Source organism: Shewanella seohaensis, assembly GCF_023283775.1.
Lineage (GTDB): Bacteria > Pseudomonadota > Gammaproteobacteria > Enterobacterales > Shewanellaceae > Shewanella > Shewanella seohaensis.
The window spans coordinates 1-15,727 of the sequence record NZ_JAKILE010000009.1 but is presented as its reverse complement, the minus strand read 5'-3'; the positions used below and the strand labels follow the sequence as shown (position 1 = coordinate 15,727).

The following is a 15,727-nucleotide window of genomic DNA, read 5'->3' as shown; positions in this document are numbered from 1 at the left end:
GGCTTCCAGTGGAAGCCTTTTGCCGTGGGTAATCGACTTATTTGCCGAGAAACTCACGTCTATCGCGGGAGGCCTTAGCCAGATCGCGCAGTAATTTCTCCGAGTCATCCCAATGCAGGCAAGCATCTGTGATGCTTTGGCCGTAACACAGAGGTTGACCCTCAACCACCTTCTGATTGCCTTCCTGTAAGAAACTTTCGGCCATCACCCCGGCAATTGCCGTGCTGCCCGCGCGCATTTGCGCCATGATATTGTCGGCAACCACAAGCTGCTTTAGGTGGTTCTTTTCACTGTTGCCGTGGCTAAAATCGACCACCACGCGCGGCGTTACATTGACAGACTCAAGTTTTAATCTTGCTTCTTCAATGTCTTGTTCAAAGTAATTCGGCTTTTTACCGCCACGTAAAATAATGTGGCCGTAAGGGTTACCATGGGTGCGATACACTGACATGGCGCCGTCTTTATCCGGTGAATAGAAGATATGCGGCACTTTTGCTGCGCGCACCGCATCGACGGCAATATTAATATTGCCATCGGTACCGTTTTTAAAGCCAACGGGGCAGGAGAGCGCCGAGGCCATTTCACGGTGAACTTGGCTTTCTGTGGTGCGGGCGCCGATAGCGCCCCAGGTAATTAAGTCGGCAATGTATTGACCATTCACCATGTCTAAAAATTCGGTGGCAATCGGTAACTTCAGCTCAGTGATTTGTTGCAATAACTCCCGAGCAATACGTAAACCTTTATTTGGCTCGAAGCTGCCATCTAAATCAGGATCGGAGATTAACCCCTTCCAACCGACGATAGTGCGGGGTTTTTCAAAATACACACGCATTAAAATGCAGAGATCGTCCTTTAACTCTTGGTGCAATACCGCTAAACGGCGAGCGTAGTCGAGGGCGGCTTGAGTATCATGGATAGAGCAGGGGCCAATGATCACTAATAGGCGTTGATCTTCGCCCATAATAATGGCTTCGACTTCACGACGTTGTTGTACGAGATAATCGGCTGCATCTTGGGTTAACGGGTACTCAGATGCCAGTTGTGCAGGTGAGATGACTTTAGCTAATAAGGAAGTGCGTAATTCGTCTGTTTTAATGGTCATTCAAAATACCGAGCTTGCGTGCGGCGCTTTTCGCCAGATTGCCTCGGATTATAACGAATCGAACAGCATTGCACAGTGCCAATTGTGTTAATTGTCGGCAACTGTGCAATGAATTTGATTTAAGTTAGACCTATTTAGCCTAAATCGAGGGGCTCGATTGCCTCGTTCGAAATCATCAAGATTAGAACATATGACGTTCTAAGCCTGTCACGTCCAAAATCTTAGTGGCGATTTCTTCGACCGAGTGGTTGGTGGTGTCGATATAAGGAATACGTTCACGTTTAAACATCATCTCGACTTCTTTGACTTCTAAACGACACTGCTTTAAGGACGAGTAGCGGCTGTTTTCCATGCGGCTTTGGCGGATTTCATGTAAACGCACCGGATCGATGGTTAAGCCGAACAACTTCTTCTTATTGCGTTTTAACGCTTCGGGCAATTTGAGGTTATCCATATCGTCTTCGGTGAACGGATAGTTGGCCGCTTTAATACCAAACTGCATCGATAAATAGAGGCTGGACGGGGTTTTACCGCAGCGAGACACGCCAAGCAGGATTAAATCGGCCTGATCCATATGTTTCATGGTTTGGCCATCATCATTGTCCATCGCAAAATTGATAGCATCAATACGGGCTTCGTAGCCGTGATTGGCTTTTCCGTGGGTGCGATGTAACACCGGAGAGGCGCTAACGCCTAAATGTTGTTCAAGTGGTGCAACGAAGGTATTTAAAAAATCGTAATCGAGTCCTTCACTCGAATAAATAATGTCCCGAATTTCAGGTTTTACGATCGAATGGAACACTAACGGCCTTTCTCCTGTTGTAATAAAACAATCATTAATTTGTCGTTTAACGTTCTCAGCTTTTGCCAATGTTTCAACAAATGGAATTGTAAGTGACTCAAATTCTAATGGAAATTGCGAGAGTACTGCATGCCCAAAAACCTCAGCTGTGATCGCTGTCCCGTCGGAGATGTAAAATACCTTTGGTGCCATACTGACCTCTTGTAGTAATAAAATTACAAATAAAATTATAGATTTACGCTGCTTCGGCGGGAGTGTAAAATGCCGCTGCCCTCGTGTGAAGGGGCCACTGAAATAAACTTGCGGAGATAGAACTGTGCAGCAATACGTACTCTGGTATCAGGAATTAGGCATGGGTGACGTCAACTTGGTTGGCGGTAAAAATGCTTCTCTTGGCGAGATGATCAGCAATCTAGCTAATGCCGGTGTTCAAGTACCTGGCGGATTTGCGACTACTTCTTATGCGTTCAATGAGTTCCTTGAACAAAGTGGAGTAAACCAGAAGATTTATGACATCCTAGCAACATTGGATGTAGATGATGTCAATGCACTGGCACAAGTAGGTGCACAGATCAGACAATGGGTTATTGATACCCCGTTCCAACCAGCTCTAGAGCAAGCGATTCGTGAAGCTTACGACAAACTTGCCGCTGAAACGAGCGATGCATCATTCGCGGTGCGTTCTTCTGCTACCGCAGAAGACATGCCAGATGCTTCTTTTGCTGGTCAGCAAGAAACCTTCTTAAACGTGAAAGGATTTGACTCAGTACTCGTGGCGATTAAGCACGTGTTCGCGTCACTCTTTAACGACCGTGCAATTTCATACCGTGTTCACCAAGGTTATGAACACCACGGTGTTGCCCTGTCTGCCGGCGTACAACGTATGGTTCGTTCAGACAAAGCAGCATCAGGTGTGATGTTCACCATGGACACTGAATCAGGCAACAACGATGTGGTGTTTATCACTTCATCTTTCGGTCTGGGTGAAATGGTTGTTCAAGGTGCGGTAAACCCTGACGAATTCTATGTTCACAAACCCATCCTCACTCAAGGCCATAAAGCCGTTGTTCGCCGTAATATCGGTAGCAAGCTCATCCAGATGGTGTATTCCGATGATGCTTCTCACGGCAAACAAGTGAAAATTGAAGACGTTGCTGCTGAAAAACGTCGTCAATTCTCTATCAACGACGCCGAAGTGATGGAATTGGCTAAACAAGCTATGGTTATCGAAAAACACTACGGTCGTCCAATGGACATCGAGTGGGCAAAAGACGGTAACGATGGCAAACTCTATATCGTTCAAGCACGTCCAGAAACGGTTCGTAGCCGTGAAGACGTACAATTAATTGAACGTTACCACTTAAAGAGCCGTGGCGCGGTGATCTCTGAAGGTCGTGCTATCGGTCATAAAGTGGGTTCAGGTGTGGCTAAGGTATTAACTTCAATCGCTGACATGGATCAAATCCAACCTGGCGATGTGTTAGTGACCGACATGACTGACCCAGATTGGGAACCTATCATGAAGCGCGCCAGCGCCATCGTGACTAACCGTGGCGGCCGTACCTGTCACGCGGCGATTATTGCCCGTGAATTAGGTGTACCAGCAGTAGTAGGTTGTGGCGACGTGACCGACCGTATCAAGAATGGTCAGTTAGTGACGGTTTCTTGCGCCGAAGGTGATACTGGTTACATCTACGAAGGTAAGCAAGAGTTCGAAGTGGTATCTAACCGCGTTGACGCACTGCCTCCATTACCGATGAAAATCATGATGAACGTGGGTAACCCAGATCGCGCATTTGATTTTGCTCGTTTACCAAACGAAGGTGTGGGTCTAGCGCGTTTAGAATTCATCATCAACCGCATGATCGGTATTCACCCGAAAGCGCTGCTTGAATTCAACCAACAAGACGCTGCGTTGCAGGAAGAAATCAACGAGATGATCGCAGGTTACGACTCTCCAGTTGAGTTCTACATTGCCCGCTTAGTCGAAGGTATCGCCTCAATCGGTTCTGCTTTCTATCCGAAGAAAGTGATCGTGCGTATGTCAGACTTCAAGTCTAACGAATACGCGAACTTAGTCGGTGGTGACCGTTACGAGCCAGAGGAAGAAAACCCAATGTTGGGCTTCCGTGGTGCAAGCCGTTATATCTCTGAATCATTTCGCGATTGTTTCGCGCTTGAGTGTGAAGCGATCAAACGCGTTCGTAATGAAATGGGTCTGAAAAACGTTGAAGTGATGATCCCATTCGTCCGTACCGTGAAAGAAGCCGAGCAAGTAATTGGACTGCTGAAAGAGCAGGGCTTAGAGCGTGGTAAAGATGGTCTACGCGTCATCATGATGTGTGAAGTACCGTCAAACGCGCTGTTAGCGGACCAATTCCTTGAGCACTTCGATGGTTTCTCTATCGGCTCAAACGACTTAACTCAGCTCTCACTCGGTCTTGATCGTGACTCAGGCATCATCAGCCACCTGTTCGATGAGCGTAATGAAGCTGTTAAGATCCTGCTGTCTATGGCCATTAAAGCGGCTAAGGCTAAGGGCGCTTACATCGGTATCTGTGGTCAAGGACCTTCAGATCACGCTGATTTCGCCGCCTGGTTAGTTGAACAAGGTATCGATACCGTATCGTTAAACCCTGATACAGTGATTGATACTTGGTTATATTTAGCCGAAGCGCACGGTTGATCTCGGTTGTAATTTTATAAAGGTGTTAAAAAAGCCGCTTTTTAGCGGCTTTTTTTTGTTTATAATGGGCCGCATAACAATAATTGACTGAAGCCGCTCATGTTACCTCTGTTATCACACCAACAAACGTTAGAACCTGTCTATCTGGCCTATCTTGATGCCTTAGCGCAAAGTGGCTACGCCGGTGATATCGATAAGCGCTACAGCGCGCGCCTCGTGCAGGCCACGGATAACTCCGTGTACCAATTTTTGCCGCAGGCGGTGCTTTATCCTAAGCATCAAAAAGATATTCAAATTGCCTTGTCGTTGGCGGCAAAAGCTGAATTTGTGGGTGTGACTTTTAGTGCCAGAGGCGGCGGTACGGGCACCAATGGCCAATCGCTGACCCACGGCTTGATCCTCGATGTATCTCGCTACATGAATCGCGTATTGGAAGTGAACCCTGAGCAGGGCTGGGTACGCGTCGAGGCGGGTGTCGTCAAAGATGCGCTAAACGATGCGCTGCGCCCCCGCGGCTATTTCTTCAGTCCCGATCTCTCAACCTCAAACCGTGCAACCATCGGCGGTATGATTAATACCGATGCCTCGGGCGCGGGATCCTTAGTTTACGGTAAAACCTCTGATCACGTGCTGGCGCTACGCAGCGTATTGATTGATGGCAGCGTGTTCGACACTCGCCCCCTCGATGCGGGTCTGTTATGTAACCCCGATAATGTGAGCGATAATCCGCTCGGGCAAAAACTGATTTCGGCAATTGCCGAGGTGTGCCGCGAGAAGCGTGCGCTGATCGAACAACAATTCCCTAAGCTCAATCGTTTTTTAACCGGATATGACTTAAAGAATGTCTGGAACAATGGCTTAACCCAGTTCGACCTCTCGCGCATTTTAACGGGTTCTGAAGGCACGCTGGCGGTGATCACCGAAGCGAAACTCAATATCACGCCACTGCCGAGTGAGCGGGCGATGGTGAACATTAAGTATGACTCCTTTCAGTCCGCACTGCGCCATGCGCCATCCTTAGTGGCGGCGCGGGCCACTGTGGTCGAAACCGTGGACTCAAAAGTGCTTAACCTTGCCCGTGAGGACATTGTTTGGCATTCGGTTTCAGACCTTATTCAAGAAGTGCCGGGCAAAGTGATCGATGGCCTCAATATGGTCGAGTTTGCTGGCGACGCCGTTGAGGTGAGCGAAAAGCTTGCGGCACTCGAAGCCGTGCTGACCGAGCAAATCAGCCGTGGTGAGTGTGGTGTGGTCGGTTATCAAGTCACTCAAGATAAGGCCAGCATTGAGAAAATTTACGGCATGCGTAAAAAAGCTGTGGGCCTACTCGGTGCTACCAAGGGACGTCGTAAACCCATTGCGTTTGCCGAAGATACGGCTGTGCCGCCCGAAATGCTCGCCGATTATATTATGGAGTTTCGCGCATTACTCGATAGCCACAATTTGCAATACGGCATGTTTGGCCATGTGGATGCGGGCGTGTTACACGTTAGGCCTGCGCTGGATATGTGCGATGTCGAAGATGAAAAACTGCTGAGGGTGATTTCCGATCAAGTCGCGGCGCTGACACTCAAATATGGTGGCCTGATGTGGGGCGAGCATGGTAAGGGCGTGCGCGGCGAATATGGTCCATCGGTGTTTGGGGATGAGCTTTACGGTGTACTGCAAGATATTAAAGGTCTATTTGACCCTGATAATAGACTCAACCCAGGCAAATTAGTGGCGCCAAAGCAAGCGGGGGGGCTGTGTTTTGATGTGGACAGTACCAAGCGCGGCAAGTTTGACCGGCAAATTCCGGTCGAAGTGCGCGATGCCTATCCCGATGTGATGAACTGTAACGGTAATGGCCTGTGCTTTAACTACAGCAGTTTCTCACCTATGTGTCCGTCATTTAAAGTGACGGGGGACAGAGTTCAGTCGCCTAAAGGTCGCGCGGGCTTGATGCGTGAGTGGCTGCGTTTACTCGAATCCGAAGGCGTCGATGTCAATGCGCTGGCCAGAGCTAAACCCTTAGGTATTTTGCAGCGCATGCAAAATACCATCAATGCGAAGCGCGATTACGATTATTCCCACGAAGTGATGGAATCGCTGAAGGGATGTTTAGCCTGTAAGGCTTGCTCGAGCCAATGTCCGGTAAAAGTGGATGTGCCTAAATTTAGGGCGCAGTTCTTTAATATTTACTATCAACGTTATCTGCGTCCGGCTAAAGATTATCTGGTGGCGGGCATCGAAGACAGTCTGCCTATTATGGCGGCGGCGCCAAGGCTGACCAATTTCGCCTCGCAAAACCCGCTCAGCCAATGGGTGATCAAAAAAGCCATCGGTTATGTGGATGCGCCAGCGCTGTCGGTGCCGACATTAAAACAACGACTCGATGGTCATGCGAGCCGTGGTTATGATCTGGCGGCATTGCAGGCTATCCCCGCCGATGAGCGCGCAAAATTTGTGTTAGTGGTGCAAGATCCGTTTAACAGTTTCTACGATGCAGGCTTGGTGTATCGCTTTATCCAACTGATTGAAACCTTAGGATTGAAGCCTGTTCTATTACCCTTTAAACCCAATGGTAAACCGACCCATATTAAGGGTTTCTTAGATAAATTTGCTAAAACGGCGCAGTCGAGCGCGGATTTCTTAAACCAAGTGCATAAGTTAGGCATGCCTATGGTGGGTATCGATCCCGCCTTAGTGCTCTGTTATCGCGATGAATATAAAGAAATCTTAGGGGCGAATCGCGGCGCGTTTGAGGTGAAACTGGCTAACGAATGGCTGCTTAGCATTCTGCAGGATATTCCGACTAAGGCCATGCAAGATAAACAATTTACCTGGTTTAGCCATTGTACTGAGTCTACGGCTAAGCCTAATACCGCCAATGAGTGGAGCAAAATATTCACTCACTTTGGCGCTAAATTAACCGCGGTGAATCTAGGCTGTTGCGGCATGGCGGGTACCTACGGCCATGAGGCTGAGAATCTTGAACGTTCTAAGACCTTGTTTGATATGTCGTGGAAAGACACTTTAAGCAAGATAGACGCGTCGCAGGTGCTAGTCTCTGGCTACTCTTGTCGCAGCCAAGTGAAACGTTTCGCCGGTTACAAGCCAAAACATCCATTAGAGGCTTTATTGGAGCTCGTTAAGGCGTAACGCAATTTTGTATTAGGGATTGGATAATCCCTAAGGCAATGCCACACTAAACCAGTCGTCAGGCTGGTTTTTTTATTTTCAGCCCTAAACCACCTACTTCAGTAGGTGGTTATCATCAATAGTGGCTTTGCCTGTATACTTACCCATGTTAAATGCATCTCTGATTTTTAGCGAAGTCAGAAGAGGCAAATAACATGAGTAGATACGTGCAAGCATCGTATGTGTTCTGTCGATTCTTAGGCAGGAACAAGGTCGCTAGATCTAGAATAAAGGCCCCCTTTTAGGGGGTTAAAACAAAGCCACCTTCTTCAGAAGGTGGATTCTTTACTGAGGGGACGCTATGGAAAAGCACACGGACAATGTTATCGACACGCTACAGGAATTCACCAGCAAGCCAGCGCCGGATGTTGTCACACAGCCAACGGCGCTGTGTAGTGAAGTGGCATTATTTCGTATCCAACTCTCCGGTGACTGGATATATCAGGACAGCCCATTGCCGACCAAGTTTGCCAAGTTATTTGCCAGTATTTTACATGGCATCGATGGCGAACATTTTCTGATCACGCCAGTCGAAAAGGTGCGAGTCGAGGTGGATGATGCGCCACTGTTGATTGTGGATTATGTGAAGGATGAGACAGCATCGGGTTTAACGCTGCGCAGCAGTATTGGTACCGAGCATTCTCTGGCGACACTTAATCATTTACAGCTCACCGACTTTGGGATTTATCTGCCGCTAGAGCGCGGCCTATGGGGAAAATTGAGCCGTGCTTGTTACTATAATTTTGTGAATGAATTCAATTTACCCGACGACGAAGAGGCAGATGCGTAAAGATTTTGATTGCAATTACTTGGGCAAGCTGACTAGTTTATTACAGGTTAAGTGATAGTATTAAAACTGACCTCGGCCAATCCTTCTCGGGTTTGGGTCAGTGTTGTTGGGGCTAAATGGTGTTTTCGGAGGTGCTGTTTGAACCGCTATGAAAGCTTAGGCTATCTTGTTTCCCACTTGAATATTGAGCTGCAAAATGAGCTCGATATACAGCTGAAACGCTATCAGCTCGACATTAAGTTGTGGCCAGTGTTGTTCGCGCTTTGGCAGGAGGAGGGGATCTCTCAGACCGAGCTGTCCAAGCGTTGCGATGTGGCCAACTATACCATGACCCGTTTGCTCGATCAGTTGCAGGTTCAGGGATTGATCACCCGTCACCAAGAGCTCGATAACCGCCGTGCATTCCAGATTTTCCTCACCGATGAGGCTAAGGCGCTGGAGCAGGATTTGATCCGTGAGGCTGAGCGGGTTAACGAGAAATACCTGTCCAATCTCACTGAAGAGGAGCGCCAGCAGTTTATGCGCTTACTCAATAAGATAAATCGTTTACCTTCAATCACAGCCTTATGATTTCAAGCATTCGACATTGCGTTTGAGCTGCATTTCGTCTTTCCTTCAATTTTTAAACTCCTGTCTTTCCCCAGCGTAATGGCCACAAGCCATACTCTGGGCATTGCTATTTTACCTTGGCTGTACAAATTGCTACCTAATGATTGTTGCAAAAATGTTTCATAAAACGCCATCTTGCTGCTTTGGAAGCGAGTCTTCCAATATAACAAACGTTGCTTAAATTTATTTGAGCAATCATAGGGTGATTTTTCAGGGAATATGAAATGAAACAACTTTTTAAGCGCAGTCGTATTGCAGCGACTTGCCTGATGGCAATGGGTTTTACCCTCAGTTATTCAACCTTGGCTGAAGATAATGTTGCGCTGATGGAAGCGCAATCTGGCGCCGTACAATTTACCTTGATCACCGGCGAGGTGGTCACGGCCGTTGCGCGGGCCGATGGCTCACTCGGTGGTATCCGCCTGCTCGGCGAAAACGGTGCAGAGGTGATTACTAGCCTCTTCCAAAATCAGAATGGTCAATATCTTATCACTCCAAAGGCGCAAAAATGGGTCGAGTCCCATACTGTCGACATCGAGCTGTTTAACATCTCTAAGCTCCATGCGGCGGGTTATGATGATGCCTCCACCGATAAATTGCCGGTTATTATCGAATACCGTGATGGCACCCTAGCGGGTTCTGCTGTGCCTAATCCCATTGAAGGGGCTACCTTAACCGATGAGATTGAACTTATCGACAGCGCTGCTTTTGGGATCAGCAAACAACAGGCCGCCAAAGTATGGGAAACCTTAAGTACCGATGATGCGGTGAAGTCGGTATGGTTAGATGCGGTTGTGCATGCCCATAAGGATACGACTAACGGGATTAATGCGCTGGCAAACCTAACCCCAACCGTGCCGTTAACCGGTGCGTATGGCAATTTAGCCAAGGCATTTAATGGTCAAGGTGTCACCGTAGCCGTGCTTGATACTGGCTACGATGTGCAGCATGGCGACTTGGCGGGGCAAGTTGTGCAGAGCAAAGACTTTACCTATTCCAGCAATGGCGTCGATGATCTTAACGGTCATGGTACACACACTGCAGCCACTATCGTGGGGACGGGGGCGGAATCTAATGGTCGCTGGGCGGGCATGGCGCCTGGTGCCAAATTACTGGTGGGTAAGGTACTCTCAAATTCAGGTTCAGGGTCGACGAGTGGGATCTTGAGTGGCATGCAATGGGCCGTGGCTCAAGGCGCCGATGTGGTTAGTATGTCGTTAGGCGGCAGTGGCACCAGTTGTACAGGACCACTTGTCGACATGGTTGAAGCTTTGAGTGATAAGGCGTTGTTCGTGGTTTCTGCGGGCAATAGTTTTACCCGCGAGACCGTGGGGATCCCAGGATGTGCCCCGAGTGCGTTAACCGTGGGTGCCGTTGACCGCGATAATCACACCGCATCTTTCTCATCCCGTGGCCCTTCACCTGATGGTCATTCTGCAAAACCCGATATCGCATCCCAAGGTGTGGATGTTGTCTCTGCGGCCTCGGGAGGATTCGGGGCGACGGCTTATCGCGCCCTGTCGGGAACATCCATGTCGGCGCCCCATGTGTCTGGCGGCGCGGCAATTGTGATGCAAGCTAGACCCGAACTGACACCCCGCCAAGTGAAAGAAGTGCTGACTTCCTCTGTGGTTCCGACCGATGCCCATGTGCTGGAACAAGGCGCCGGACCTATGGATGTGAATCGCGCCGTAGGGCAAAACATTATTGCGCCGCCGAATATGGAACTCGGCTCCTTTGTCTATGATCAGGATATTGGCGTTACAGAAAAAACCATTAGTCTACGCAACTTATCCGACAAGGATATCAGCCTTAAGCTGAAAATGAGCTTGATAGGTGAGGACGGTAAGACGCGCATGCCGGCAACCCTAGCGGGACTTAGCGTCAACAGCATTAACGTGCCAGCCAATGGAAGTGCTGAAATTCCTGTGTGGATTGATTCTAGTGTGGCACTGCGCAGTGGCGCCTATGGCACTATCACTGGGCGTATTGAAGGCACCAGCACAGGCAAATCGAATGAACGCGTCACTGTGCCGATTTCATTCTGGATCCAACCGCCGCAAGTCAATTTGAGCTTCAGTGTCACCGACATGCGTGGCAAAGCCGCTTCCTCTCCCTCGAGAGTGTACTTGATGAATGAGGAAGATGATTGGGGACAAGCCGTTACGCTCAGAAATGGTCAGGCAAGCCTCTCTGTTCCTGAGGGCAATTACACTATCGTTGCCAACATCATGACCTACGATAATGACTCAACAACCTCTGGGTTAGTGGAGTCGGCGACCCAAATGGCGGTGCTGGATCGTAAAGTGAGCCAAGATACCCAGATTGAGTTTGACGCCCGCAATGCCGAAAAACTCGAGTTCAAGGCGAGCAAACCTTTGGCACCCCAAGGCTATGCATTTGGCTTTACCTATGCGCTGGATGATAACAAAGTGGCTAAATTAGCCGCGATGGAGTTAGCGCCTGATTATGTGAAAGACATCTACACTTGGTCGCAGGGACATGATGATAGGTTCCGCTCGTTTGTCACCACTCGCGCCTTTGCACCCGAAACCGTACTTACCATGCAAAATGGCGAAGTGCTCGATTATAACAAGCAGGGCTTAGCCTTATCCTTTGATGGTAAAGGCAGTGCAGAAGTCGTGCCCGTTGGCGACGCGGGGTACAGTACCGACTGGACTCAGTTTGACTTAACGGGCCGTATTGCGTTGATTGGCAACCCTAATTATCTGACATCTTACATGGTGGCAAATGCCCTTAAAAACGGGGCGATTGGGGTTATCTTCTATCGTCCGGGTCAACATGGTCGTTATAAAGGGACGATTTCTGGCACGCCACGTATCCCCGCTGTTGGGATCAGTTCAGAGCAGGGTGAAGCCCTGTTAGCTCAGATTGAAGCGGGTAACAATATCGTTAGTTGGTCGGGTACGGCTGCGGAGCGAACGCCTTATGCCTACTCCATTAACCATATCACCGACGGGCGTATCAATGGTGGGCAAGTGGTGTTGCAAGAGCAAAAAATGCAGCGCATTCGTGCCAGCTATCATTCGCAAAATGATCAGCGCCCCATTTGGACTGATATGATGGCCATGACCAACAGCACCGGAGAGTTTTACTCAACCGGTAGCTCACAAATGGTCATGACGCCTGTGGTGCGCGATGAGTACTACACGGCAACCAGCAAAAACATGTGGACTAACATTGTGATGCCCGGTACTCAGTTATCGTCGGACGGCGGCTATTTTGATGGTCCAAGAATGATGACCGAAGGCAAGGTTGAATCCACCTCTTGGTTTAAAGGCCCCAAGGCGGGGAGTTTGCTCACCAATGGTGGCGCCATTGCCAATCGTGATACCAACACTATCGACTTAAGCATTGTGCGGTTTGGCGATGCGGCTGGGCATGATGGCACGGGCGGGTATAATTCACAGTCGCTCTACGGACTCAAAGTGAATGGCCAGAGCACTTACTTAGATAGTGGATTGTTTACGCTCCCCGATACCAATGCGCAAGTGGAGTTAGAAGTGCGCTCCTACGCCCGCGGTGTGGGCAATAGCTCACCGGTGAAGGACAATCTCGGCTCCTTCTATCAAGGGATTTATCAATTCAGCACAGACTCGAGTAAACAGGGCCGCCAAGCGGTGCTCACTCCTAAGCTCGACATTCCAGTGGCGATCGATAATACCTTGGCTGCAGGTGTGCCTGTCGAAGTGAAACTCTCAGCTGTGATGGATGGTGCGGCGCAGGTGGATTTATCCGATGTCACGCTGCAATACGGTTATGGTCAGGAATGTTCGCTTGCGGCGATTTCGGTATCGATTTATTGCCCTGTATCGGCCAAATTTGCCGAAAGCGCTTGGAAAACCGCAGAAGTGAAATGGGTTAATGGTGAGTGGGTTGCCACAATCCCGAACGATTCTACTGCCGGTAATTTTGTTCACTTACGTGTGCAGATGAGTGATGGCAGTAGCGAAGCGAAACAAACCATGATGCGGGTATATATGCTGAAGTAACACGCTTTTGTGAGCCAATAAAACCGCGACTAGCCACGCTAGTGGCGGTTTTTATTTGGCTATTACAATGGCAGGAGGAGCATGAGTAGCACTAGACTTGAGCCGAGCAATAATCCCTGTTGCAACAGTCGTTGGCATTGCAGCAAATTATTTTTGCCTTGTTTTAAACTGGTAATAAGTTGATTGTGTTTATAAATTCGGCAAGTCAACTCATCGGTTTGAGGGTCGATAAACAACTTGAAACTGCATTGATGGCCATCATTGAGCTGCACTTTATGTATGCTGTTAGGGCCAAAGTTAAACTTGCGCGACACCATTTGCCCATTAACAAACACCCGTTCAATTCCAAACCAATCACTGGCCTGTAGCTCAACCGAGTCCTGATTTAACTCGTACTTAAAACTGACCATATGCAATCCCTTCACTGACAGACTAGTGATTAATTCAAGCAGAGGCACATAGGCTTTTCCACTACAGAAAAGTGAATTTTACGTGGCGTTTTGGTATCTGATTGGTATTGAGAGGAATTTATTTTTTAGCTGGATAAGCGAAGCGAGGGAAGTGATAGAGGCGGACAACGCGCTGTTGTCCGCCTACAGCACGATTAGGCTTTTGCCGCTTGATAAATGGCACGGGCCATTTCGTCAGCAACCGCAGCAGTAGTACGGTTTTCTGCGTCGGCTTTAGTGAAAATCTTCAGCAGAGTGTTGTAGATTTCTCTGACCTTAGCTTCTGATTTCGCCGCGTCATAGTCTTTTTCAAATGAGACGTTGATGATACCGCCAGCGTTAATCACGTAGTCTGGAGCATACAGAATGCCCATTTCTTTTAACTGCTCGCCATGGCGGACTTCGGCTAACTGGTTGTTGGCGCAACCGGCAACAATCTTAGCTTTAAGCTGTGGCAGGGTGACATCGTTTAGGGTGGCACCTAATGCACATGGCGCATAGACATCAACGTCTTGGGCATAGATATCCTGTGGTGCAACGACGATAGCACCAAAGTCGGTAGCCACTTTGTCGAGTGAAGCTTGGTGAATATCGGTGACGATAAGCTCAGCACCTTCTTCATGCAAGTGTTTACACAGGTAGTAACCTACATGGCCCACACCTTGAACGGCAATCTTAAGGCCTTTTAAGCTGTCTAAACCGAGTTTGTGTTTAACGGCAGCTTTGATGCCTAAATAGGTGCCTAATGCAGTAAAGGGCGATGGATCGCCGCTCTTGCCTTCAAGACCCGCCATGTATGGGGTTTCTTGATGAGCAATCATGATATCCGCTGTTGTAGTACCTACGTCTTCGGCTGAATAGTAACGTCCACCCAGGCTATTGATAAAACGGCCAAACGCACGGAAGAGGGCTTCGCGATCAGGGCGCTTAGGATCGGCAATAATCACTGACTTACCACCACCCATGGTTAAACCAGCAAGGGCGTTTTTGTAAGTCATACCGCGGGAGAGGCGTAATACGTCTGTCAGGGCTTCATCGTCGGATTGGTAGTTCCACATCCGGCAACCACCCACAGCAGGACCTAAATTGGTGTTATGGATGGCAACGATGGCTTTTAAGCCACTCTCTTTATCATGACAGAATACGACCTGTTCATGCTCATCAAAGGATACATGATTAAATACAGCCACGTGAAGTTCTCCGCTATACACAATAAAACGTCGATGGAATCACTTCCCATCGACAGCTCGTTATATTTATTGCAGAACCATAGCATTTAGCGATACTCTCAACCATGCATAACGACCGAATAAATAGATTATTTGTGGCAATCTAGCTTTCCACTTTACGTAAACGTAAGGTTTTTAGTGTGAAACCAGTTTTTACTGGGATAATCTCAGACATTAGAATGATTCGCGTGCTGTCCCAAGAATGAGAGCCGCGTAATAACAATAAGATAGGACGGAAGTATGACTGAACAAGCTGTCGACCAGACTCAACCAACAATCTCTCCAGAAGAAATGGAGAAAATGCGCCAAGAGTGGGTCAGAACTCAATTTCAAAAAGCGAACCGTTTTTTAGCGGAAAAAGGGGTGATCCCAAGTAAAGTGTTGGCCGACGAAAGCCGTTATCTGGCGCCTTATTTAGCGATTTGGAAAATGGAATCTAAGCGTCCTTCGGCCAAAACCTATTGGGTGATGTCTGGCGATTTACCGTCGGATTTTGTTGATATACATGTAGCTAAAACTGCTAGAGATGCAGTTCGTCACTTCTCTATGATGTGGCAGATGCAGGCCGAAAATTTGATCCGCTCGGGTGCGGTTCAACGCGATGCGACGCAGGCAAAATTTGCGCAATTATTAGTATCACGTGCTGAGAGTTTATATCGCATTTACAATGACGAAAAGCTTTGGAATACCAATGCTTAATCTTGTGTAATGGTAACAAATTAAAGGCACTCTACTGAGTGCCTTTATTGTTTTGGGTGTCTCGTCCTGAAATACGTTGACATAAAGAGGATTTCTTTATGACAACATCAATTAACTCAAGCCGTAAGCGCACACAACGAGATTACACCTTAGCCTTTAAATTAGGCG

The 15,727-nt window shown here is 48.4% G+C and carries 10 protein-coding genes and 1 pseudogene; 7 read left to right on the top strand and 4 right to left on the bottom strand.

The window, feature by feature from the left end; all coding sequences use genetic code 11:
- Positions 1 to 37 precede the first annotated feature (37 nt).
- Positions 38 to 1,102 carry a 3-deoxy-7-phosphoheptulonate synthase gene (locus tag L2713_RS11815; protein WP_011622370.1) on the bottom strand — a complete coding sequence of 355 codons (1,065 nt, stop codon included), beginning with the start codon at positions 1,100 to 1,102 and terminating at the stop codon, positions 38 to 40.
- Positions 1,103 to 1,283: 181 nt separating this feature from the next.
- A complete protein-coding gene (gene ppsR, locus L2713_RS11810; protein WP_011622371.1) occupies positions 1,284 to 2,096 on the bottom strand; it encodes a posphoenolpyruvate synthetase regulatory kinase/phosphorylase PpsR in 813 nt (270 codons plus the stop codon).
- 124 nt (positions 2,097 to 2,220) lie between these two features.
- Here ppsR and ppsA point away from each other — a divergent pair, with 124 nt between their 5' ends.
- The 5 genes from ppsA to L2713_RS11785 all read left to right on the top strand — a co-directional run bounded on the left by ppsA (position 2,221) and on the right by L2713_RS11785 (position 13,182).
- Complete coding sequence (gene ppsA / locus L2713_RS11805; RefSeq protein ID WP_109287989.1) at positions 2,221 to 4,590, top strand: phosphoenolpyruvate synthase; 2,370 nt, start codon at positions 2,221 to 2,223, stop codon at positions 4,588 to 4,590.
- Between the two features lie 99 nt (positions 4,591 to 4,689).
- Positions 4,690 to 7,731, top strand: a complete 3,042-nt coding sequence (gene ydiJ / locus L2713_RS11800; RefSeq protein WP_248968042.1) for a D-2-hydroxyglutarate dehydrogenase YdiJ — start codon at positions 4,690 to 4,692, stop codon at positions 7,729 to 7,731.
- A gap of 340 nt (positions 7,732 to 8,071) precedes the next feature.
- On the top strand, positions 8,072 to 8,560 hold the full coding sequence (locus tag L2713_RS11795) for a DUF1285 domain-containing protein (RefSeq protein WP_248968041.1): 489 nt from the start codon (positions 8,072 to 8,074) through the stop codon (positions 8,558 to 8,560).
- A 138-nt stretch (positions 8,561 to 8,698) separates the two neighbouring features.
- Positions 8,699 to 9,130 (top strand): MarR family winged helix-turn-helix transcriptional regulator, encoded by a 432-nt coding sequence (locus L2713_RS11790; RefSeq protein WP_086903580.1) that lies wholly within the window; start codon positions 8,699 to 8,701, stop codon positions 9,128 to 9,130.
- Between the two features lie 263 nt (positions 9,131 to 9,393).
- A complete protein-coding gene (locus tag L2713_RS11785; RefSeq protein ID WP_248968040.1) occupies positions 9,394 to 13,182 on the top strand; it encodes a S8 family serine peptidase in 3,789 nt (1,262 codons plus the stop codon).
- A 62-nt stretch (positions 13,183 to 13,244) separates the two neighbouring features.
- Here L2713_RS11785 and L2713_RS11780 read toward each other — a convergent pair whose 3' ends face one another.
- Together L2713_RS11780 and L2713_RS11775 are read right to left on the bottom strand one after the other, a co-directional pair.
- On the bottom strand, positions 13,245 to 13,592 hold the full coding sequence (locus L2713_RS11780; protein ID WP_011622377.1) for a hypothetical protein: 348 nt from the start codon (positions 13,590 to 13,592) through the stop codon (positions 13,245 to 13,247).
- Positions 13,593 to 13,786: 194 nt separating this feature from the next.
- Positions 13,787 to 14,821, bottom strand: coding sequence for a Glu/Leu/Phe/Val dehydrogenase dimerization domain-containing protein (locus L2713_RS11775; RefSeq protein WP_011716761.1), 1,035 nt, complete (start codon positions 14,819 to 14,821; stop codon positions 13,787 to 13,789).
- A 279-nt stretch (positions 14,822 to 15,100) separates the two neighbouring features.
- On the opposite strand from L2713_RS11775, the gene L2713_RS11770 reads away from it, so the two are divergent.
- Together L2713_RS11770 and L2713_RS11765 are read left to right on the top strand one after the other, a co-directional pair.
- Complete coding sequence (locus L2713_RS11770; protein WP_248968039.1) at positions 15,101 to 15,559, top strand: DUF4826 family protein; 459 nt, start codon at positions 15,101 to 15,103, stop codon at positions 15,557 to 15,559.
- Between the two features lie 98 nt (positions 15,560 to 15,657).
- Positions 15,658 to 15,727 (top strand): annotated as a pseudogene (locus tag L2713_RS11765) (valyl-tRNA synthetase); the annotation flags it as partial.

Excerpts from the sequence above, each read along its gene's own strand:
- L2713_RS11815 (WP_011622370.1), bottom strand. The coding sequence starts at position 1,102 with ATGACCATTAAAACAGACGAATTACGCACTTCCTTATTAGCTAAAGTC.
- ppsR (WP_011622371.1), bottom strand. The coding sequence starts at position 2,096 with ATGGCACCAAAGGTATTTTACATCTCCGACGGGACAGCGATCACAGCT.
- ydiJ (WP_248968042.1), top strand. The coding sequence starts at position 4,690 with ATGTTACCTCTGTTATCACACCAACAAACGTTAGAACCTGTCTATCTG.
- L2713_RS11795 (WP_248968041.1), top strand. The coding sequence starts at position 8,072 with ATGGAAAAGCACACGGACAATGTTATCGACACGCTACAGGAATTCACC.
- L2713_RS11785 (WP_248968040.1), top strand. The coding sequence starts at position 9,394 with ATGAAACAACTTTTTAAGCGCAGTCGTATTGCAGCGACTTGCCTGATG.
- L2713_RS11780 (WP_011622377.1), bottom strand. The coding sequence starts at position 13,592 with ATGGTCAGTTTTAAGTACGAGTTAAATCAGGACTCGGTTGAGCTACAG.
- L2713_RS11770 (WP_248968039.1), top strand. The coding sequence starts at position 15,101 with ATGACTGAACAAGCTGTCGACCAGACTCAACCAACAATCTCTCCAGAA.